The sequence below is a fragment of the Salmonella sp. 32031103-2018-00083-FB-01-SM-01 genome (genome assembly GCF_017571995.1).
Classification (GTDB): Bacteria; Pseudomonadota; Gammaproteobacteria; order Enterobacterales; family Enterobacteriaceae; genus Salmonella; species Salmonella enterica.
On sequence record NZ_JAGEQL010000004.1, the window covers coordinates 279,219 to 300,618 of the forward strand.

Sequence of the window (21,400 nt, forward strand, 5' to 3'; positions counted from 1 at the left end):
GAACGGGATATTATTGTGCTGAACCAGGCAGCATCTTTTTATCAGTCATCAGTCCGTGACGAAGAGCGCATCATAGTCGAAGCCTTTTAATGGCGCGATTTTCATACAATCAACGAGACTGATTAAAACGAAACAGCGGTAACAGGTAATGTCGGGACTGCGCAATGATAGCCTGCAACGTTTCAGATTCCAGCTGACGCCAAAGACGTTGATACCAGATATCTTCGCCTTCGCCGCTCACCATCATGTTGCCTTCATAAGCCAGTAAAAACTTTGTCCTGGCCTTCTGTAAGGTATCATCATCGTCTAACATGACATCATTTTCAGCGTCATAACAGGCTTTTATCCATGCGCCGCCGCTTTCCGGCAGTACCAATAGCGGAGAAGACATGCCTTCCCGGTAGCCTTCAATCAGTTGCGCCAGGTAAGCCATTGCCTGCGCTTTATCAAGTGGCGGAAATCGCCATTCTCCCTCTTTGCGCAAAAACAGGCGACTTTCGCCACTACCGCCGCTGGCACAATAGACAAGGTGTTCCAGCCAAAGTTGCACACCTTGCGCAACGCTGATTAAAGCGGGACGCCAGCGCAATAATCCATCCTCCTGTACCTGCGGTAGCCAGCCGGTTAGCTGAACGCCATTGCAAAGCAGATCCACTTCCAGGCTTTGGCTCGGCTTACGGCAGGCGATGACCCGGCTTGCCAGTTGCTGCATCTCCTGACATTGCGCATCCCAGAATATTTCGCCAAACGCGCCGTAAGGCAGCTCTCCCGCTGCCCGGAAACGGCGGAACAAGCGTTCGGCGTCGTCCTCTTCAACCAGCGTATTGAGCAACTGTTGGTTAAGTTGATATCGCGTCAACCCCTCTAATTCAAACGGTTCCGCATCAGGAATCTCACTCTCTTCCGAGCGGAAATTAACCTGAAGCCGCATCTGAAAAAATGCGCGAACCGGATGGGCCCAAAAACGCTGCAGACTTTCCAGAGTCAATGTTTCCGGCATCGTAAAAGGAAGCGGCTGCACAAAGTCAGAATGCGCTTTTCCCGACTGACTCGCCGCAGGCAACCACTCTCTGGCATAACTTTGCTGTTCGCCGGGTTGGTAATTTTGCGCATCAAAAGGCATACGGGTATGCAGACGCGTAATATGCGCTTTGACTCGTGCTTCGCTCTCATCACAGGTCAGCATTTCGTCGCCAGGCAAATAGTGGCTTTGCCCGATGTAATCCACCAATTCTTGCACCAGTACAGAGGGAAAGCGTTCGCTATTATCCTGGATGGAGCGACCGATGTAGCTGATATACAGCGTCTGCTGCGCCGAGATTAACGCTTCCAGAAACAGATAGCGGTCATCGTCGCGACGGCTTCGATCCCCGCGCATGGGTTTTTGGCTCATCAGGTCAAAGCCCAACGGCGCAAGCTGGCGCGGGTATACGCCGTCGTTCATTCCCAGCAGGCAAACGACTCTGAACGGAATGGAACGCATCGGCATCAGCGTACAAATATTGATGGGGCCCGCCAGGAAGCGCTGGCTAATACGTTCCTGATCCAGACGCTGCGCCAGTTCATCCCGCAGTAGCGAAATCGGTACCGCGTCGCCATATTCCGCCGCGACGCCTTCGGCGATAATGGCCTGCCACTGCTGTTCAATCAATGTCATTGCCGCTTCCGTGTCCGCATCGGGCAGGAAGAAATCATTGAGCATGTCGCGACAAACGGGCAACCACTCTTCCAGCGGTCGCTCCTGCGCCAGACCGCGCCGCCAGATATTAAGCTGCATCAGCAGCGAAGCCAGATGCCCGACCAGCTCAGCAATCAGACCGCTGGATTCGTCATAAGGCAGAACCGACTGCCACTCACCCTGGGCGCTTTCCATCGCATACCCCAGCAGCATACGCGTCAGGCCAAATTGCCACGTATGCTGCCCCGTGGCAGGAAGTTCCAGCTCGCGCACGTTGTCATCGTCAATTCCCCAGCGAATGCCTGACTCATTGACCCACAAGCGCAGATAACGCAGCCCTTCTTCGTTGATCGTAAAGCGGGCAGCCAATACCGGTACGTCTAACAACGCCAGAACATCCTCGGAGACAAAGCGGCTGTCCGGTAACGAAAGTAGGCTGATAAATGCCTGTAACACCGGATGTGACTGACGCGCCCGCCGATCGGAAATAGCATAAGGCAGATAGCGCTCCGTTGGCGCGCTACCAAATACCGCCTGGATAAACGGGCTATAGCTGTCAATATCAGCCACCATAACGATAATGTCGCGCGGCGTTAGCGTCGGATCGGCTTCCAGCATCGCCAGCAGGCGATCGTGCAGTATCTCCACCTCGCGCTGCGGGCTGTGACAAACGTGAAAAGAGAGGCTGTTATCCTCGGGATCGAGCAGACGCTTATTGTCGCTGCGCGAATACTCCTCAAGGTTTACGCCCGCCACCGCATGGCTTTCCAGTTCAAGAATATCCGCCTGAATCCGATGCAAAAGATTATCTGGCGTAATATCAACAAACGCATCCAGCTCCTGGCTGTTTTCCAGTTCAGATAGCAGGTAGATATAATCCCGCCCCAGTTTTCCCCATGAGGCCAGTAGCGGATTACCGATATCCTGTTCACCGTCGCTGTTAAATAAGGCTTCCGGATTCTGGTTTTCACGGAACAACGGTAAATGACGGTCTTCAAAACTGTGACGACGCTGGCGGGCCATGAGTTTTGCCAGCCAGGCTGGGTCTTTAATGTCTCCCCAGTAATACCGACACGGATTAGTAAAAAGGAGATGGATTTCAATATGTTTGCCCAGCGCCTGCAACGCTCTGAGATACACTGGCGGTAACGCGGAAATGCCGCAAATAAAAACGCGGGACGGCAACCCTGGCGGGCAGGCGATCGCGCTTTCCAGCGTTTGAATAAAGCGTTGGTAGAGATTGGCGCGATGCCAGCGTGGCTGCCCCAGCGTGGCGGTATATTCCACCAATGCTTTCCACAGCGGCGCCTGCCAGTTTTGCGCCTCCCCCAGACCTTCCACGCTTTTTCCTGCTTCCCACTGCGTAAGCCAGTCAGGCCGATAAACCAGATACTGATCGAACAGGTCGGCAGCGCGCGCGGAAAGCTGAAAGAGTTTGCGTTTATCGGTGTCGTCGGTCAGATAATGGCGCAGCAGTACAAACTCATCCTTATCCAGCAACTGCGGCAGCAAGGTCATCAGTTTCCAGCTCATGCTTTGTTTGCTGAAAGCGCTTTCTTTGGGGATATCCGGCAACACGCGGACAAACATCTCCCAGATAAAACTCGCCGGTAACGGAAAAGCGATATTCGCCGCAATACCAAACTTTTGTGAAAGGGTCATCTGCAGCCACTGCGCCATACCCGTGCTTTGTACCAGAATCATTTCTGGTTCAAAGGGATCATCCAGCCGCTCGCGTTCGACGATGAACTCCATCAACGCTTCCAGCACATCCAGACGATTGGAGTGGTAGACCCTTAACATAATTACTCCTGACGATTAACGATTTGGACAATGCAAGCGCGTCATCTGCCCCTGCCTGCCAGAGGGTGAAACCATCGTGACGCTGATGCTGACACATCCCGATTGCGTTGTCTGCATCCGGTTGGCCTTCCAGCCGTCAGCAGGCGAAAATGGATACAGCGCCGTTTGCTGCCACGCCTGCCGCCAGATCTGGAGATACTGGTGTCGTAATGCAAAACTGTGCATTAATACCCGCTGATAGCCTGACAGCGCGGTGACGATCATTACCATTAGAACCATCGCCACTAAAACTTCCGGGAGGCTAAACCCGCGTTGTAAATTCAGGGGATGCGACATAACGCCACCTCTTTTAACGGACAAAAATCACTCCAGCCGTGGGGAGAAAAGACAATACTTCCCTGAATGACGTTGCCCAAACGCCATAACGTCATGCCGTCATCTTGCGCCGCCATCACCACCTCATCCCCCGATAATCTCCGCAAACAGACTCTTGCTCCTGAAGAGGAATAGCGCCGACATTCCATTTCGGTTACGCCTGACCATAGCTGCCCCCGCCCCCATTCCAGCGCCGACTGTACGAGCGCCTGGCGTTGTATCGCCAGGCTCTGCGTCGTCACGCGGGCGGCATAGCTGGCCTGCTGCTGATTTACGCCTTGCAGTAGCAGACTACCCAGAATCAGTATTAAAAGCGCCAGTATTAGCGAAGAAGCGCCACGTTCCCGATTCACAGATTAAATCCCGTTACGCTGTATTGCGCGTCAATAACCGTCTGAGGCTCGGCTTTGCTGGCGCCGCGCAGATGCAGCATGAGCACTGGCGAGAATCCCGTTATATCCCGGCGCTCAACGGTAAACGCCGTGATGAGTACCGTATTGGGATCGGTCATTTTTTCCCATCCCTTCCCCTGGCAAGATGTTGCTCCGCGTAATGTTTCCAGAACGTTATCCTTCATACGGAACCCGGTCTGGTCGGCCTCTTTCGCCGGTATGGTATCCCAGACACCGTTATTATTCCCGTCCCACTGAACGATGACGCATTGCCCCTGTTCAGCAAGATGTAACCCTTCGCCAGTACAGTGGCCATGACAGTAACCCGCACGTTGAAGATGCTTCGCTACGGTATAGGTTCGCTGCCAGATTTCATCTTCCAGCGATAACTGTCGCGTGTTGTGCCAGATCTCACGCTGTAGCGCCGGTAAAAATCGTGCGGATCCAAGCAGTAAAATGGAACCTATCGCCATCGCCAGCACAACCTCCAGTAGCGAGAACCCCCGCGTGGTTATTGACACGTGGCGGCCTCGTTACGCTCGCATAGCCTGATTCGCCCCCAGGAGGAGACGACCAGACGCCACTCTCCGGCAGCGTTTTTCAGTACGATGTGCCCTGCCCATGCCGTATTGCGCAGGCCAAAGAAGGCTAACGACGGCGTGATATCGGCAAGGACGACATCATGCCAGTCGGGCGTAAACACAAAGGGGGAAGATGGCGTACACGATGTTTGCGTAGCAACAGAGCTGACAAAGCACCATGAACCGCCTTCGCTAACCACGCGAAGAATGTGATCGCGGTTATGCCAGTGAGCGTCCTCACGAAGTTGCAGCAGGTAATCCCGCACCTGACATGCGGTTTGCCACAGGCGCTGTTGCTGCTGCCAGCGTTGCCAGCCATAAAGTCCTGTGGCGCTGAGAATGATAATGAGCGACATCGCGACCACCGTTTCAATGAGCGTATAGCCCTGTTGTTTTTTCATGTCGGCAGTATGGCGGGCGGAAGAAAAATAACGAGCGCCAAATACAGATTGTTCGGCGCGTTACGGAAAAAAGTTCATGTCTTGCAGCGCGTTGCAAAATTTCAGGAATCCGCGCCGAAGATTGAGACAAAGGGTAAAAAAAACCGACGCGCGATAACGTCGGTTATGGCAGGATCGTCAGCGCTTAGATAGCGACCGGCGCTTTAATACCGGGGTGCGGATCATAGCCTTCAATTTCGAAATCATCGAACCGGTAGTCAAAAAGCGAATCAGGTTTACGCTTAATGACCAGCTTCGGCAGCGCGCGCGGTTCACGGCTTAATTGCAGGTGCGTCTGCTCCATATGGTTGCTGTACAGGTGCGTGTCGCCGCCGGTCCAGACAAAATCGCCGACGTCCAGGTCGCACTGTTGCGCCATCATATGCACCAGTAACGCGTAGCTGGCAATGTTGAACGGCAGACCGAGGAACACATCGCAGGAGCGTTGATAAAGTTGGCAGGAGAGTTTTCCATCTGCGACATAAAACTGGAAAAAGGCGTGACACGGCGCCAGCGCCATCTTATCCAGCTCGCCGACGTTCCACGCAGAAACGATAATACGACGAGAGTCCGGGTCGTTTTTAAGCTGGCTTAAAACCGTGGCGATCTGATCGATATGGCGGCCATCCGGTGTTGGCCATGCACGCCACTGCTTACCATAAACCGGGCCTAAATCGCCGTTCTCATCGGCCCATTCGTCCCAGATGGTGACATTATTTTCGTGCAGGTAAGCGATGTTGGTATCGCCCTGCAAAAACCATAGCAGTTCGTGAATAATTGAACGTAAATGGCAGCGTTTCGTCGTCACCAGAGGAAAGCCTTCCTGCAGGTTAAAACGCATCTGATGGCCAAAAATGGAAAGCGTGCCGGTGCCGGTACGGTCGTTTTTCTGTGTGCCTTCATCCAGCACTTTTTGCATCAGTTCTAAATACTGTTTCATGGTTCCTCAGGAAACGTGTTGCTGCGGGCGGCGGCGATATGCCCAAACCATCATGATCGCGCCAGCGATAATCATCGGGATAGAGAGAATCTGCCCCATGCTGATGTACTGTACCCACGCGCCGGTAAATTGCGCGTCCGGCTGGCGGAAGAATTCAACAATGATACGAAACGCGCCATAGCCAATCAGGAATAATCCGGAGACTGCGCCCATCGGACGCGGTTTGCGAATAAAGAGATTAAGGATGATAAACAGCACCACGCCTTCTAATGCCAGCTCATACAACTGGGAAGGGTGGCGCGGCAATACGCCGTAGGTATCAAAAATAGGCTGCCATTGCGGATGTGACGGCAGCAGCGCAATATCTTCCGCGCGTGAGCCAGGAAAGAGCATGGCAAACCGGAAGTCAGGATCGACTCGCCCCCACAATTCACCGTTGATAAAGTTGCCCAGACGCCCGGCGCCCAGGCCGAACGGAATTAACGGCGCAATAAAATCAGACACCTGAAAGAACGAGCGCTTCGTGCGCCTGGCGAAAATAATCATCACCAGTATCACGCCGATAAGCCCGCCGTGGAAGGACATGCCGCCGTCCCAGACGCGGAATAAATAGAGCGGGTTATCCAGAAACAGAGGGAAGTTATAAAACAGGACATAGCCAATACGCCCCCCCAGGAAGACCCCCAGGAAACCTGCATAGAGTAAATTTTCAACTTCGTTTTTGGTCCAACCGCTTCCCGGACGGTTAGCACGACGCACCGCCAACCACATCGCGAAAACGAACCCCACCAGATACATCAAGCCATACCAGTGAAGCGCGACGGGCCCAATTGAGAAAATGACCGGATCAAAGTCCGGAAAATGCAGATAGCTACTGGTCATCTGTCACCACAATTTCTTGTTATTTCGCTGAAGAGATAGCGATTGATAAGCGCGCCTGCGCGTTGCAGACGCTCCAAAGGTGCGAATAATAGCACAAGGGTTAAAAGCGAGATGCCGATTACCGTTAAAAGATATGTATACGCATTGTCTTTCATCTTGCAGGCGTGTTGTCTGCGCCGTGAATCCACAGTCACTCTCTTTTCCCGCTCCAGTCGTTACAACCCTCCTCGAATCAATCCCCCCATCCCGCGGCGCTCCATAAACGCCGCCACCTGATGACGCACTTCGGTCGCCATCTGCGCCTCAAGGCTGCGTCTGGCAAGGGTTTGCGCGTCTTCAAAATCGATATGCCGCAGCAGATATTTCACACGCGCTACCGAACGGCCATTCATCGAAAGATGGCGATATCCCAGACCGATAAGAATCGCCACGCACATCGGATCACCCGCCATCTCGCCGCACAAGCGAAGATCGAGACCATGTTTTTCGGCTTCCTGCGCAATCATGGACAGTGCGCGCAGCATAGCCGGATGCAAACTGTCATAAATACTGGCCACGCGGGTATTGTTGCGATCTACCGCCAGGATATATTGCGTTAAATCGTTGGTGCCGACCGAGATAAAGTCGATCCGGTTAGCCAGATGCGGCAGCATAAATACCATGGACGGCACTTCCAGCATAATGCCGATACGCGGTTTCGGGATCGCATAGCCGATCATCTCCTCGACCTCGCGCCCGGCGCGTTCGATCAGACGCCGCGCTTCATCGACTTCATCAATACTGGTGACCATCGGCAACAAAATGCTGAGGTTGCCAGTCGCCGCATTGGCGCGCAGCATCGCGCGGACCTGGATCAAAAAGATCTCCGGCTGATCCAGCGTAATGCGGATCCCGCGCCAGCCCAGACACGGGTTCTCCTCGCTGATCGGCATATAGGGCAGTTGCTTATCCGCTCCCACATCCAGGGTCCGCAGCGTCACCGGTTTATCGTTAAACATTTGCAGCATCCCTTGATACTGCGCCACCTGCTCTTCTTCCGAGGGAAACCCGCTTTGCAGCATAAAGGGAATTTCAGTACGGTACAGGCCGATACCGTCGATCCGACTGCCTAACTTTTCCTCATGCTCGGGGCTGAGCCCGGCATTCAGCATCACTTTGACTCGCTCGCCGCTTTTCAGTTGGGCGGGAAGATTGACGTCGTCCTCCGCCAGACGACTGAGTTCTATCTCTTCACTAATGAGTCGCTGATATTCCTGAATAAGCACGGGTTCAGGATCGACCAGTAATTCACCGCGATAGCCATCCACCACCAACGTACGGCGATGTAGCACCGAAGGCTGGATATCCGCGCCCATGACGGTCGGGATACCGAGCGCGCGCACCATAATCGCCGCATGCGAGTTTGCCGCGCCGTCGCGCACTACAACGCCCGCCAGCCTGTCCTGCGGCAGCTCCGCCAGGGTGGTCGCCGACAGCTCATCCGCGACCAGAATAAAACGTTCCGGCCAGGCGTTTGGCCCCTGAACTGAATCATCAAGGTGGAATAACAGCCGCTGCCCCAGCGTGCGTAAGTCTCCCGCACGTTCTTTGAGGTAGTTATCGGTTAGCGCCGCAAATTGCTCGGCAAATTTTTCGATGATTTTTTTAACGGCCCACTCCGCAACAGCGCCTTTGTCGACCTCGGCGAAGAGTTCGCGACGCAGTCTGGCGTCTGAAAGCAGGTGTGAGTACAGATCGAAAATGGCCGCCGTCTCTTTTTGCGCGCCGGCGGCAAAGCGTTTGCTGTATCGTCGGAATTCGTTCGCCGCCTCTTCCAGCGCGCCGGTCAGTCGTTCGCGTTCAAGAGAGGTATCCAGCGTAGACGCTTCGTAAACCTGTTCCATCAGCGGCATGGTCGCGTCTTGCCAGCCCGTTGCGATAGCCACGCCCGGCGCCGCAGGAAGCGCGCGGATTCGCGTCTGCCGGTATTGCCCGAACAGCGCTGTGACCTGCGACTGTGACAGGATAGCCGCCATCTGCGTAGCGAGCGTGACGAGGAAAGACTCTTCGCTTTCATCGTACTGGCGCAATTCGCGCTGCTGTACGACCAGCACGCCGAGAAGTTGGCGACGCTGAATGATCGGCACGCCGAGAAACGCGCGAAAACGCTCCTCTTTTACCGAAGGAATGTATTTAAAGCTGGGATGTTTTTGCGCATCGGCAAGGTTAATGGGTTCCGCCAGTCTGCCCACCAGACCGACGATCCCCTCATCAAACGCAAGCGCAACGGTTCGACCACGCGGTTTTTTCAACCCCCGCGTCGCCATCAAGTAATAACAGCGTCGGTCATGATCGGCCAGGTAAACCGAGCAAACCTCTGTATCCATCGCAAGACAGATATCCGTGACCAGAATATTCAGCGCCTCGTTCAGACGCGGCGCACTGGCCACTTTTTCGACTATTTCGCGCAGGCGAGTGAGCATAATTTGCGTGGCTTAACCTCTTTTACGTCGATAAGCAGGCGCGCTTTGTAGCTTAGGGGGATTATCCTGAAGCGCCATGACAACACTTGCAAACTCTTTCATTACCCTGCGGTAGACATCGCGTTTAAATGACACCACTTGTCGAACCGGATACCAGTAACTTACCCAGCGCCAGCCGTCAAATTCCGGCGTACTGCTGGTTTGCATATTGATTTCGGCGTCGGCGCTCATTAACTGCAAAAGAAACCACTTTTGTTTCTGGCCGATACATACCGGCTTTGTGTCCCAACGCACCAAACGTTTTGGTAACTTGTAACGCAACCAGTTGCGAGTAGAAGCAAGGATCCGCACATCTTTACGGCTTAACCCAACTTCTTCAAACAGTTCCCGGTACATCGCCTGTTCTGCCGACTCCCCTGGATTTATCCCGCCCTGCGGGAACTGCCAGGAGTGCTGACCAAATCGCCGGGCCCACATCACCTGCCCCTGACGATTACAAATTACGATACCTACATTTGGGCGGTAGCCATCGTCATCAATCACCGGACTACCTCAACATAAACCTTATATATGAACGATTGTTTCATACTCCAGTGAGGCGGTAAACCACTCTGTAATAGTGACACAGCCTAATAAGAATTGAATAACTCACAGTAAATAGCCGAGTTATAAACAGATGATGACGCCCTTGCGCCATTTTATTCACCTTTTCTGTGGATATAGTTGTGAAGAAGTATGGAATTACCACGGGAAAACCCAGAACAGTCTGAATTCCTCATACTGGAGGCAGTAAAAATAGTTCCTTATATTCATTGTGTTATAGACAAATCTTACATGCCACCTTCATAAAGCGTGACCAGCATCACATCTAAGATCCTTATGCTGATGAAAGATCAACCAGCGTCGGTTTTATCCACAGATTGTGCCAATAACTTACGCACTATTTGTCTGAATTTTCGATTTTCGTCGCACGTCAAGGCTGTAAATGGAAACAGTAGTGGTGGTTTTACACAGTTATCCCAACTTTCTGTGGATAACATAGTGTAAGATCCTGTTTATTGTCAGTGACCAGAATTGGAAAACCCGCTTCAGCGTTGCGCAACACGAAGAAACAACACAAAAAAGGCAATAAAAATCAGTCTATTGAATATAAGACACAGAAAAAGATAAACTCTGCCCATACGGTATAAAATCACTGCTCACTTTTTGACCTAAGGTAATTGTCATGTCCGCTCTTTGTCCGCTACTGACTCCGCCTGCTTCGGAAGCATTGCTGTTAGCCCAGGCGCGGCAGCTTTCCGGCTATACGTTAGGCGAGCTGGCGGCGATGGCCGGCATTACCACGCCTAAAGATTTGAAGCGAGACAAAGGCTGGATCGGCGTCTTGCTGGAGATCTGGCTCGGCGCCAGCGCCGGGAGCAAGCCGGAGCAGGATTTCGCCGCGTTAGGCGTAGAACTGAAAACCATCCCGGTGGATAGTCTGGGTCGTCCTCTGGAAACAACCTTTGTTTGCGTGGCGCCGTTAACCGGTAACAGCGGCGTGACCTGGGAGACAAGTCACGTACGGCATAAATTGAAGCGCGTGCTATGGGTACCGGTCGAAGGCGATCGCAGCATACCGTTAGCCGAACGCCGCGTAGGTTCGCCGCTACTCTGGAGTCCGAGTGAAGAAGAGGACAGGCAGCTACGCCTCGACTGGGAAGAGCTGATGGACATGATAGTGCTGGGCCAGGTGGAACGCATTACCGCCCGCCATGGCGAAGTCTTGCAACTGCGACCCAAAGCCGCCAATGCCAGGGCGCTCACCGAGGCTATCGGCGCACGCGGGGAACCTATTTTGACGCTACCGCGTGGATTTTATCTGAAAAAAAATTTTACGCAGGCGCTGCTGGCTCGCCATTTTTTATTGCAGAATCCGTAACGTCCATTACACGCAAATGCGCCTCCGCTATGGCTACGCATCGGGCCGATGCCGGATAAACGTAAGCGTATTGTCGCCGCTATTTTACACCGTTCCTGGTTGCGCAAATTCAGCCTGGGCTTTCGCCCGTCACTCGACGGGCCTATAATTACCGCTTCTTTTTTTGGCAGGACTTTGTTCGATGTTATTTGCATGGATAACCGATCCTAATGCCTGGCTGGCGCTCGGTACGCTGACGCTGCTGGAGATTGTACTTGGGATCGACAACATTATTTTTCTTTCTCTGGTGGTAGCAAAACTTCCTACGGCGCAACGGAACCACGCACGGCGGCTTGGGTTGGCGGCGGCGATGGTCATGCGCCTGGCGCTGCTGGCGTCAATCGCCTGGGTCACTCGTCTGACTAATCCGCTGTTTGAGCTTTTCGGCGAAGCGATTTCCGCCCGCGATCTCATTCTTCTACTGGGTGGGTTATTTTTAATCTGGAAAGCCAGCAAGGAGATCCATGAGTCCATCGAAGGCGAAGAAGAAGGGTTAAAAACCCGGGTTTCTTCTTTCCTGGGCGCAATAGTGCAGATTATGCTGCTGGATATTATTTTCAGCCTTGATTCAGTTATCACAGCGGTTGGCCTCTCCGATCATCTGTTTATTATGATGGCGGCAGTCGTTATTGCCGTGGGCGTCATGATGTTTGCGGCACGGCCCATCGGCGAGTTTGTCGATCGTCATCCGTCGGTAAAAATGCTGGCGCTCTCCTTTCTGATCCTGGTTGGCTTTACCCTGATTCTGGAAAGTTTCGACGTTCACGTTCCGAAAGGGTATATCTATTTCGCCATGTTCTTCTCTATCGCAGTAGAGAGCCTGAACCTGTTGCGTAATAAAAAGAATCCGCTGTAATCCTGTTTCGCTCCCCCGCCGGGGAGCGAATACTCACTTTATTTCCTTTCTTCTCACAGATTAAGATTTTGCTGCTTCCGACATGCAGAGCTGCGCGTTATTACTAGACTATTATCAGACATATGATTAACAGACTATTATCAGATACAGGCTACGTGAGGACAAACGGATGAAAAAGTGGGCAGTTGTAATTTCCGCAGTAGGGTTGGCTTTTGCGGTATCCGGATGCAGCAGCGATTATGTAATGGCGACGAAAGATGGTCGTATGATCCTGACCGATGGAAAACCACAAGTTGACGATGATACCGGTCTGGTCAGCTATACCGATGCACAGGGAAACGAGATGCAAATCAACCGTGACGAAGTGTCTCAAATCATCGAACGTTAAGCGGTGGCCTGTGATTGAGGTCAGCGTTCTGCAAGCCTTCAGGCTGCGTCCCGTAACGGTGCGTGGCGACCACGCCCGGTAACAATTACGCCGTGCAGCCTGCAATTTTACTTTCCCTTTTGCCTTCCCTCTGCCATTTTTATTGTCCTTTGTCGGGAATTTCTGACTTCATAATAAAAAGGAAACGGCTATGCACTATCACCGTATACCCCACAGCTCGCTCGAAGTAAGTACGCTAGGGCTGGGCACAATGACATTTGGTGAACAAAACAGCGAAGCCGACGCTCACGCACAGCTCGACTATGCCATCGCAAATGGCATTAACCTTATCGACGCCGCCGAGATGTATCCGGTACCGCCGCGCCCGGAAACACAAGGGCTGACGGAATCCTATATCGGTAACTGGCTCGCCAAACGCGGCAACCGTGAAAAACTGATCATCGCCAGCAAAGTTAGCGGACCGGCACGTAATAATGATCAAGGCATCCGGCCTCATCAGGCGCTGGATCGTAAAAATATTCGCGAAGCGCTACACGGCAGCTTGACCCGATTGCAGACCGACTATCTGGATTTGTATCAGGTGCACTGGCCGCAGCGCCCCACTAACAGCTTCGGTAAACTCGGCTATAACTGGACAGACTCCACGCCAGTAGTAAGTCTACTAGAGACGTTAGACGCGCTAAGTGAGTTTCAGCGAGCGGGTAAGATTCGTTATATTGGCGTTTCAAATGAGACAGCGTTTGGCGTTATGCGCTATCTGCATCTGGCGGAAAAACATGACCTGCCGCGTATTGTCACTATCCAGAACCCCTATAGCCTGTTAAACCGCAGTTACGAGGTCGGACTGGCGGAAGTCAGCCAGTATGAAGGTGTTGAATTGCTCGCCTATTCCTGTCTGGCGTTTGGCACATTAACCGGTAAATACCTGAACGAGGCCAAACCCGCAGGCGCGCGGAATACCTTATTCAGCCGCTTCACACGTTACAGCGGCGAACAGGCGCAAAAAGCCGTTGCCGCCTACGTCGATATCGCGAAGCGTCACAATCTTGATCCGGCGCAGATGGCGCTGGCCTTTGTTCGCCGCCAGCCGTTTGTCGCTAGTACGTTACTGGGCGCAACCACGATGGCGCAGCTCAAGACGAATGTGGAAAGTCTGCATCTGACGTTAAGCGAAGAGGTTCTGGCGGAGATTGAGGCGGCGCATCAGGTTTATACCTACCCGGCGCCGTGATGGTCAGTGCCCGGTGGCGCTACGCTTCCGGGCTTACAGAGACAATGTAAGCCGGATAACGCGCACTCGCCGCCCGGCATATTCACTCAGTATGATGCCTGCCGGCGCTGCCAGATCCACAGCGCCGCGATCGCCAGTGCGAACAGCACGCCAAAGCCGATACCTATCGCCACTGCCGGAACGCCAACCAGCACCGCGAGCGAGTACAGTCCCAGCATTAATAGCATGGCGCTATTCTCGCCCAGATTTTGTACGGCAATGGCATTCCCGGCGCCAACGCTCTTCTTACCGCGCTCCTGGAGCAAGGCGTTGAGCGGCACCACAAAAAAGCCGCCCAGCATACCTATCAACAGCAACAAGGCATAAGCAGGCAGCAATGCGTGCTGTAATGAGAAGATCGCAACCACAACGCCAATCAAAATCCCGGCGGGCATACAGCGCGATACGGTCTCCAGCGTCACCAGTTTTGCCGCCGCGCCCGCGCCGACCACAATGCCTACCGCCACCATGGCGTTCAGGTAAGTCGGCGTGGCGTTATCCGTAATACCCAGCGCCACCGGCACCCACAGCACCAGCAGAAAACGCAGCGTCACGCCTGCGCCCCAGAATAGCCCGGTCCCCACCAGCGAAAAACGCGTTTCACCGTTACGCCAAAGGACAACGCAAGCGCAGAAGAAGCTACGCGTCATCGCCGACAACCGCCAGGATTGTCCTGGACGCGCCGCCACAAGCTTCGGGATAAACAGGTTCGCCGCCACTGCGCCAGCGTAGGCCAACGCGCAGGCAACCAGCGCGGCGATGACATGCCAGTCGGCCAATACGCCGCCCGCGACGGAACCGAGCAAAATCGCCGCAATCGTAGAGGCTTCCATCAGGCCATTGGCTTTCACCAGCTTATCGCCCGTCGTCAGTTCGCCCAGAATACCGTATTTCGCCGGAGAATAAGCCGCCGCGCCAATCCCGACCAACGTATAACCGACAAAAGGATTTATGCCGAGGCAGACACCTGCCGCTCCCGCCAGTTTAAGACCATTGGCGACCATCATCACCCGGCCTTTGGCAAAGCTGTCCGCTATCTGGCCGACAAACGGCGCAAAAAGAATGTAAGCGCCCACAAACACCATTTGCAAAACAGGCTGGCTCCAGTCCGGGTAAAACTGAGCTTTCAGCAGTGCCAGCGTCGCGAACAGCAGCGCATTATCGCCAAAAGCCGAGAGAAACTGCGCGACAATCACCGACAGCATCCCTTTCGACCAGATGGAAGTGTTAGTACGTACTGACTCACTCATGATGTTGTTCCGGCGCATCCACCCAACTTTTCAGCGTCACAAAATCGGGTTTCCCGCTGCCAAGCAAGGGAAGCTGTTTCAGATAACGGATATCGCGCGGGACGGCAAGTTCCGGAATACCGTGTTCACGGGCATAGTGCTGTAACTTTTCGCGGGTGAGTTCGCTGTCAGTCGTAAACAGTACCAGCGCTTCACCTTTGCTGGCATCGCTTTTAATGGCGGTAGCGTGCATTTTGTCCGCCGAAACGCCAAGCGCCAGTTGCTCGACCATCTCCAGCGAGACCATTTCGCCAGCAATTTTCGCAAAGCGTTTCGCGCGCCCTTGAATCTGCACAAAACCATTTTCATCGAAGCGTACAATATCGCCCGTGTCGTACCACCCGCGCTCGGTTTCGCCTCTGGCGTTTTCCGCTGACGGCACCTCCAGCACGCCCGGTTTTTCCACGCGCAGATAGCCATTCATGATATTCGGCCCTTTCAGCTGTAGCCGACCGCCGTTTTCAATACCGGGCACCGCCAGCAGACGCGCGTCCATGCCAGGCAGAATGCGGCCAACAGTGCCCGGCTTAGCCGCCATCGGCACGTTAATCGAGACTACTGGCGCGCATTCCGTTACCCCGTAGCCCTCAAGAATGCGCAGACCGAATTTATCCTGCCACAGTTGTTTGGTGCTCTCCTGAAGTTTTTCCGCACCGGCCACCACATAGCGCAGGCGATAAAAATCATACGGATTGGCAAAGCGCGCATAGTTGCCGAGGAAGGTTGACGTACCAAACAACACGGTACAGTTACGGTCATAGACCAGTTCCGGCACAATGCGGTAGTGCAGCGGACTTGGATAAAGAAACACTTCCGCGCCGGTCAACAACGGCGTAAACAGGCCCACCGTCAAACCGAACGAGTGAAAGAGCGGCAGCGCCGACATAAAACGGTCATTGGCGGTGAAATCCGCAATCGTTTTTATCTGCTCGACGTTCGCCAGAATGCTTTTATGGCTGTGCACCACCCCTTTCGGGTGCCCTTCCGAGCCGGAGGTAAAAAGAATGATCGCCGCGTCTTCCGGCTGCTGTTTTACCTGCGCCAGTCGCGGCGCCAGGAGGTGGGCAAAAATCCACAGCTTGTCGGCGAGTGTGACGTCCGCTTTTAAATCTTCCAGGTAAACCCAGCGAACCTGCGTTAGCTGTTCCGGCAGGTGCCACAATTTACCTTTATCGAGGAACTGGCGGGAGGTAAAAATCGTTTTAATTTCCGCCGCGGTAATCGCGCTGGTCAGCCCTTTTACCCCCGCCGTGTAGTTCATCATGGCCGGAATGCGGCGACGAGAAACCGCGCCGAAAATCACCGCCGCGCTGATGGCGGCATTCGGCAGCATTAAACCGATTTTCTCGCCCTCAACGCTGTACTTTTCCAGAATCCGGCCAACAAAAAGCGTCTTGGTCAGTAACTTACGATACGTATCCGGCGTAAAGTTAATGTCCTCAATACAGTTTTTACCTGCGCCGTAACGATATTGCGCCGCCAGCAACGATTCGTATAACGTCTCGCGCGGGCGCACCGCCATACGCGCTTCCATCATGATCTGGTGCAGCATCTCACCCGCTATCTTACGTCTGTCGCGCGCGCGCGGCGCTTCCGGCATCGGTATTTGCGTCGGCGGTAAAATATGAAGCTGAATGCGGGGGAATAAGCGCCGTTTAACCAGACCTTTAAGGCGACTGAAAGGCGTAAGCTCCGCGCCGTCAATACGGAGCGGAATGACGGTTGCGCCCGATTTTGCCGCCACAAAGCCTGCGCCGTCATAAATTTTCATCAGCGAGCCGGTCACGGAAATCCGCCCTTCCGGGAAAATCACCACTGGACGCCCCTGCTCCACCAGGCGCACCAGGTGTTTAATGGACATGGGTTTAGTGGGATCGAGCGGCACAAAATCGATCAGCGGCGTTAACCAGCGCATATACCATTGCTGGCTGATGGAGGTATATACCGCAAAGACAGGCCGTACCGGCAAAAACAGCGCCAGTAGCATACCATCGATAAATGAAACGTGATTGGGGGTAATTAAGACCCGGTTCCCCTGTAGCGCCCGGACATCGCCAGTGACGCGCACACGATAAAGCACGCGAAACAGGTTACGGAAAAATCCAAACAGCATTTCAACTCCCTTTGGCCGACAATTCGCTAAAACATGAATTGTGGCAGATTACACGAGTTGCGTAACAGGAGCGATAGCAAAATAGGTTCGAAAAAAAACCTGCGCATCCGCGCAGGTTGGTGCAAGAGACAGGTACGAAGAGCGTACCGAATAATCTCACCAATCAATACCTCTGGGATCTTGATTGTGGGCTTCGCGCGTCTGCATCGCCAGTCCGAAAACGCAAAGGAATAAACGGAAATGCAACGAGTTGTGTAAATTATCCGTTACTGTTACAGGTTCAGGCGAAACAAAAAAAAACCTGCGCATCTCTACGCAGGTTGGTGTAATTCGTGTGATCAACAATGACGTTGATTCCACCTATCAATACCTCTGGGATCACCACTCTATCAACCTGACTCGCTGGCCTGCCAGCAGACAATCGCAACAGCGCTTCGCAAACTGTAACGAAAGATTTGTATTGTCACTTTACAGACGCATTTCTCCCGTGCAGGTCACATTTGCCCGACACGGCGGGGCAAGAGGCTTGAACAGACGTTCATTTTCCGTAAAACTGGCGTAATGTAAGCGTTTACCCACTATAGGTATTATCATGGCGACCATAAAAGATGTAGCCCGACTGGCCGGTGTTTCAGTCGCCACCGTTTCTCGCGTTATTAACGATTCGCCAAAAGCCAGCGAAGCGTCCCGGCTGGCGGTGACCAGCGCAATGGAGTCCCTGAGCTATCACCCTAACGCCAACGCGCGCGCGCTGGCACAGCAGGCAACGGAAACCCTCGGTCTGGTGGTCGGCGACGTTTCCGATCCTTTTTTCGGCGCGATGGTGAAAGCCGTTGAACAGGTGGCGTATCACACCGGAAATTTTTTACTGATTGGCAACGGGTATCATAACGAACAAAAAGAGCGTCAGGCTATTGAACAGTTGATTCGTCATCGTTGCGCAGCGTTAGTGGTACACGCCAAAATGATTCCGGATGCGGACCTGGCCTCATTAATGAAGCAAATCCCCGGCATGGTGCTGATTAACCGCATTTTACCGGGGTTAGAACACCGCTGTGTCGCGCTGGATGACCGTTACGGGGCATGGCTGGCGACCCGACATCTGATCCAGCAAGGTCATACGCGTATTGGGTATATCTGTTCCAACCACACCATCTCTGATGCCGAAGATCGCCTGAGGGGCTATTACGATGCGCTGGCGGAAAGCCATATCCCGGCTAACGATCGGCTGGTGACGTTCGGCGAACCGGATGAAAGCGGCGGCGAGCAGGCGATGACTGAGTTATTAGGTCGCGGCAGAAATTTTACCGCGGTGGCCTGCTATAACGACTCGATGGCGGCTGGCGCGATGGGAGTATTAAATGATAATGGCGTGGGGGTGCCGGGCGAAGTATCGCTCATCGGTTTTGATGATGTACTGGTCTCACGCTATGTGCGTCCCCGACTGACCACCATTCGGTATCCGATCGTCACCATGGCGACACAGGCGGCGGAGCTGGCGTTAGCGTTGGCGGGGAAATGCCCTACGCCAGAAGTAACTCATGTATTTAGTCCGACACTGGTACGCCGACATTCGGTATCCACGCCGACGGATACCGGACACCTGTCGACAACCGATTAATCAGGGTAGCATGATGGCGACAATGCTGGATGTTTCCCGCCATGCGGGCGTATCAAAGGCCACCGTCTCACGAGTGCTGAATGGGACGGGGCAGGTAAAAGAAAGCACGCGCCAGAAAGTGTTTACGGCGATGCAGGCTCTGGACTATCGCCCCAACCTGCTGGCACGCTCGCTGGCGAATCGCACCAGCAACAGCATCGGTCTGGTCGTCTCTACGTTTGACGGCTTCTATTTTGGCAGTTTGTTGCGCCGGGCGTCGCGCCAGGCGGAGTTTCATAACAAGCAGTTGATCGTCACCGATGGTCACGATACGCCGGAACGAGAGCAGAAAGCCGTACAAATGTTGGCCGACAGACAGTGCGACGCTATTATTCTTTACACTCGCTATATGGATGAGCCGGCGATTTTGTCGTTGATTGACGCCACGGAAATGCCGCTGGTGATTATTAATCGCAACGTCACTCAGGCCCGCGATCGCGCTATTTTCTTCGAGCAGGAGACGGCGGCATTCCAGGCGGTGGAATATCTGATTACGCAGGGCCATCGCGATATCGCCTGTATTACGCTGCCTGTTCATACTCCCACCGGCACATCACGCGTAGCGGGTTATCGCAAGGCGCTGGAAAAATATGGCATTCCCTGGCAACCGGCAAAAGTGAAATACGGCGATTACACGCTGACGCGCGGCTATGACGCCTGCCGGGAATTACTGGAGGAAGGCGTCACGTTTAGCGCGCTATTCGCCTGTAATGATGACACGGCGCTGGGCGCGGCAAAAGCGCTGCGCCAGGCCGGATTACGCATCCCGCAGGATGTGTCGCTGTTTGGTTTTGACGATGCGCCGGGCGCAACCTGGCTTGAACCGGGGCTTTCAACAGTCTATTTACCCATCGAGGATATGATAGCCACCGCAATCGATCAGGCCGTTCGTCTGGCGAACAGCGAGCCGGTCGCCCCGATCCCGCCCTTTACCGGCACGCTGATTCTGCGCGAGTCCGTCGCCGCGGGCCCGTTTTTTCAACGTCCGGCCTAATGATGCGCTTCAGAACATCTCCAGCGCTAACAGCTCTTCAATGGTCTGACGACGGCGGATCAGCCGCGCCTGTCCATTGTCAAACAGCACTTCCGGCAGGAGCGGGCGGCTATTGTAATTCGATGACATAGACGCGCCGTACGCGCCGGTATCGTGCAATACGAGGTAATCGCCGGGGATGACCGCAGGTAAGGCGCGTGTTTCAACCATTCCCCCTTCCTGCTGCGTAAAAACATCGCCTGATTCGCATAGCGGCCCGGCGACCACCGTCTCGACCCACGGGCCATTTTCAAGCGCGCGACCATCCGCCGCCAGCGCCGAAATACGGTGATAGCTACCGTACATCGCCGGGCGCATCAGATCGTTAAAACCCGCATCTACCAGCACGAAATGGCGGCTTCCCATCTGTTTTACGCTACGCACCTGCGTTACCAGCACGCCCGATTGCGCCACCAGAAAACGTCCGGGTTCGATCTCAAGTTTGACCGCATGTCCCAGATGGCGGGCGATTTGCTCGCGCGCCGCGTTCCACAGGCCATAGTAATGACGCGTATCAACGGGCTCTTCTCCCTCACGATAAGGTATCGAGAGTCCGCCGCCTGCCGAAATCGCCTCCACATCCTGACCACATTCCAGTACCTGGCGTACCATCGCGCCGCAAACCTGCTCCAGATGTCCATAATCGACGCCGGAACCAATGTGCATATGGATACCGACAAGTTTCAGTCGGTATTTCTGCATTACCGCCAGCGCCGCCGGAAGATCGCTATGCCAGATGCCGTGTTTGCTGTTTTCGCCCCCGGTGTTGGTTTTCTGGCTGTGGCCGTGACCAAAGCCAGGATTTACGCGCAACCAGACGCGATGCCCAGGCGAAACCTGACCAAGCTGCGTCAGCATATCTACCGAGCCAGCATTGACCGGAATATGCAGTTCACTGACGCGCGCCAGCGTGGCGGCGTCAATCACATCGGCGGTAAAAACGATATCATCAGGGCACGTTTGCGGATCGTAGCCCGCCGCCAGCGCACGTTCGATCTCCCCCAATGAAACAGAATCCACCTTGACGCCCTGCGCGCGCATTAAGCGCAGGATATGAATGTTCGAACAGGCTTTTTGCGCAAAACGCACGACGTCAAACTGCTGCAGGGCGGCTATCTGACGGCGAATAATGTGCGCGTCATAGACCCAGACCGGACAGCCAAATTCAGCAGGCAATCTGAGCAAATTTTCAGCGTTAAGGTCAGTTTCAGCGTGATAATGCGGCAATGACATAACAAACTCCGGAACAGGCTTTTTAACGATTACGCCATACCTTAG

Annotated in this window: 18 protein-coding genes; 6 read left to right on the forward strand and 12 right to left on the reverse strand. The window is 54.0% G+C overall.

Annotated elements, in window-relative coordinates:
- Window positions 1–109 precede the first annotated feature (109 nt).
- The 9 genes from recC to rppH form a co-directional block, all read right to left on the reverse strand.
- Complete coding sequence (gene recC / locus J4614_RS14015) at window positions 110–3,481, reverse strand: exodeoxyribonuclease V subunit gamma (protein WP_208293215.1); 3,372 nt, start codon at window positions 3,479–3,481, stop codon at window positions 110–112.
- 15 nt (window positions 3,482–3,496) lie between these two features.
- Window positions 3,497–3,817 carry a prepilin-type N-terminal cleavage/methylation domain-containing protein gene (locus J4614_RS14020; protein WP_000019288.1) on the reverse strand — a complete coding sequence of 107 codons (321 nt, stop codon included), beginning with the start codon at window positions 3,815–3,817 and terminating at the stop codon, window positions 3,497–3,499.
- Complete coding sequence (locus tag J4614_RS14025) at window positions 3,802–4,209, reverse strand: DUF2509 family protein (protein ID WP_001078532.1); 408 nt, start codon at window positions 4,207–4,209, stop codon at window positions 3,802–3,804. Before J4614_RS14025 ends, J4614_RS14020 begins: the two co-directional genes overlap by 16 nt.
- Window positions 4,206–4,769 (reverse strand): prepilin peptidase-dependent protein, encoded by a 564-nt coding sequence (locus J4614_RS14030; RefSeq protein ID WP_000029156.1) that lies wholly within the window; start codon window positions 4,767–4,769, stop codon window positions 4,206–4,208. Before J4614_RS14030 ends, J4614_RS14025 begins: the two co-directional genes overlap by 4 nt.
- Window positions 4,760–5,230 (reverse strand): prepilin peptidase-dependent protein, encoded by a 471-nt coding sequence (locus J4614_RS14035; RefSeq protein WP_000744665.1) that lies wholly within the window; start codon window positions 5,228–5,230, stop codon window positions 4,760–4,762. The genes J4614_RS14030 and J4614_RS14035 overlap by 10 nt, the downstream gene beginning before the upstream one ends.
- Window positions 5,231–5,414: 184 nt before the next feature.
- Window positions 5,415–6,209, reverse strand: a complete 795-nt coding sequence (thyA, locus tag J4614_RS14040) for a thymidylate synthase (protein ID WP_000816247.1) — start codon at window positions 6,207–6,209, stop codon at window positions 5,415–5,417.
- Between the two features lie 6 nt (window positions 6,210–6,215).
- Complete coding sequence (gene lgt / locus J4614_RS14045; protein ID WP_000204645.1) at window positions 6,216–7,091, reverse strand: prolipoprotein diacylglyceryl transferase; 876 nt, start codon at window positions 7,089–7,091, stop codon at window positions 6,216–6,218.
- A 215-nt stretch (window positions 7,092–7,306) separates the two neighbouring features.
- Window positions 7,307–9,553 carry a phosphoenolpyruvate--protein phosphotransferase gene (gene ptsP / locus J4614_RS14050; protein ID WP_000957887.1) on the reverse strand — a complete coding sequence of 749 codons (2,247 nt, stop codon included), beginning with the start codon at window positions 9,551–9,553 and terminating at the stop codon, window positions 7,307–7,309.
- Between the two features lie 12 nt (window positions 9,554–9,565).
- Window positions 9,566–10,096 (reverse strand): RNA pyrophosphohydrolase, encoded by a 531-nt coding sequence (gene rppH / locus J4614_RS14055; protein ID WP_000564481.1) that lies wholly within the window; start codon window positions 10,094–10,096, stop codon window positions 9,566–9,568.
- Between the two features lie 682 nt (window positions 10,097–10,778).
- Between rppH and mutH the strand changes: the two genes are divergently transcribed.
- The 4 genes from mutH (at window position 10,779) to J4614_RS14075 (ending at window position 13,988) form a co-directional block, all read left to right on the forward strand.
- Window positions 10,779–11,474 (forward strand): DNA mismatch repair endonuclease MutH, encoded by a 696-nt coding sequence (mutH, locus tag J4614_RS14060; protein ID WP_001274930.1) that lies wholly within the window; start codon window positions 10,779–10,781, stop codon window positions 11,472–11,474.
- A gap of 181 nt (window positions 11,475–11,655) precedes the next feature.
- On the forward strand, window positions 11,656–12,369 hold the full coding sequence (locus J4614_RS14065) for a TerC family protein (RefSeq protein ID WP_000895635.1): 714 nt from the start codon (window positions 11,656–11,658) through the stop codon (window positions 12,367–12,369).
- Window positions 12,370–12,538: 169 nt separating this feature from the next.
- Window positions 12,539–12,757 carry a YgdI/YgdR family lipoprotein gene (locus J4614_RS14070; protein WP_000758662.1) on the forward strand — a complete coding sequence of 73 codons (219 nt, stop codon included), beginning with the start codon at window positions 12,539–12,541 and terminating at the stop codon, window positions 12,755–12,757.
- Between the two features lie 190 nt (window positions 12,758–12,947).
- Window positions 12,948–13,988, forward strand: a complete 1,041-nt coding sequence (locus J4614_RS14075; RefSeq protein ID WP_023212722.1) for an NADP(H)-dependent aldo-keto reductase — start codon at window positions 12,948–12,950, stop codon at window positions 13,986–13,988.
- An 86-nt stretch (window positions 13,989–14,074) separates the two neighbouring features.
- On the opposite strand, the gene lplT is transcribed toward J4614_RS14075, so the two are convergent.
- The gene (gene lplT, locus J4614_RS14080) at window positions 14,075–15,277 is read right to left on the reverse strand and encodes a lysophospholipid transporter LplT (RefSeq protein ID WP_000004690.1); all 1,203 of its coding nucleotides are present in this window, start codon (window positions 15,275–15,277) and stop codon (window positions 14,075–14,077) included.
- Window positions 15,270–17,429: a bifunctional acyl-ACP--phospholipid O-acyltransferase/long-chain-fatty-acid--ACP ligase gene (aas, locus tag J4614_RS14085; protein WP_000896095.1), complete on the reverse strand. Its 2,160-nt coding sequence runs from the start codon at window positions 17,427–17,429 to the stop codon at window positions 15,270–15,272. The genes lplT and aas overlap by 8 nt, the downstream gene beginning before the upstream one ends.
- 592 nt (window positions 17,430–18,021) lie before the next feature.
- Between aas and galR the strand changes: the two genes are divergently transcribed.
- Together galR and J4614_RS14095 are read left to right on the forward strand one after the other, a co-directional pair.
- Window positions 18,022–19,050 carry an HTH-type transcriptional regulator GalR gene (gene galR, locus J4614_RS14090; RefSeq protein ID WP_000201030.1) on the forward strand — a complete coding sequence of 343 codons (1,029 nt, stop codon included), beginning with the start codon at window positions 18,022–18,024 and terminating at the stop codon, window positions 19,048–19,050.
- A gap of 10 nt (window positions 19,051–19,060) precedes the next feature.
- Window positions 19,061–20,083, forward strand: a complete 1,023-nt coding sequence (locus tag J4614_RS14095) for a LacI family DNA-binding transcriptional regulator (RefSeq protein WP_000968338.1) — start codon at window positions 19,061–19,063, stop codon at window positions 20,081–20,083.
- 9 nt (window positions 20,084–20,092) lie between these two features.
- On the opposite strand, the gene lysA is transcribed toward J4614_RS14095, so the two are convergent.
- The gene (gene lysA, locus J4614_RS14100) at window positions 20,093–21,355 is read right to left on the reverse strand and encodes a diaminopimelate decarboxylase (protein WP_001657232.1); all 1,263 of its coding nucleotides are present in this window, start codon (window positions 21,353–21,355) and stop codon (window positions 20,093–20,095) included.
- Window positions 21,356–21,400 lie beyond the last annotated feature (45 nt).